The sequence below is a fragment of the Yoonia sp. R2-816 genome, assembly GCF_046762905.1.
Lineage (GTDB): Bacteria > Pseudomonadota > Alphaproteobacteria > Rhodobacterales > Rhodobacteraceae > Yoonia.
The window spans coordinates 1-278 of the sequence record NZ_JBKQXN010000231.1 but is presented as its reverse complement, the minus strand read 5'-3'; the positions used below and the strand labels follow the sequence as shown (position 1 = coordinate 278).

Annotated in this window: 1 pseudogene; it reads left to right on the top strand. The window is 56.8% G+C overall.

Annotated elements, in window-relative coordinates:
- A pseudogene (locus tag ACFWW2_RS16085) lies at nt 1–133 on the top strand (transposase); the annotation flags it as partial.
- Nucleotides 134–278 lie beyond the last annotated feature (145 nt).

The window sequence follows — 278 nt, the reverse complement described above, 5'->3', positions numbered from 1 at the left end:
GGCGGTAGAGGCCTTCGCACCGTCCATGGATATCTTTAGATGTGGACGAGACTTTGCCGCATGGCTCGGACTGGTGCCCAAGCAGCATTCATCGGGGGGCAAAGAGCGGCTCGGAAAGGTCTCCAAAGAAGGTCAGGTTGAATCGCCCCGGTTTCACCGGAGACGTATAGCTTCATTTCATGCGACCATATCGAGCACGTCGTGCTGTGCATAGAAGTTCTGTTCAGCCTCTGCTGGCGGGATGTTTCCGATGGGGCCAAGCAGGCGCCGGTTGTTGA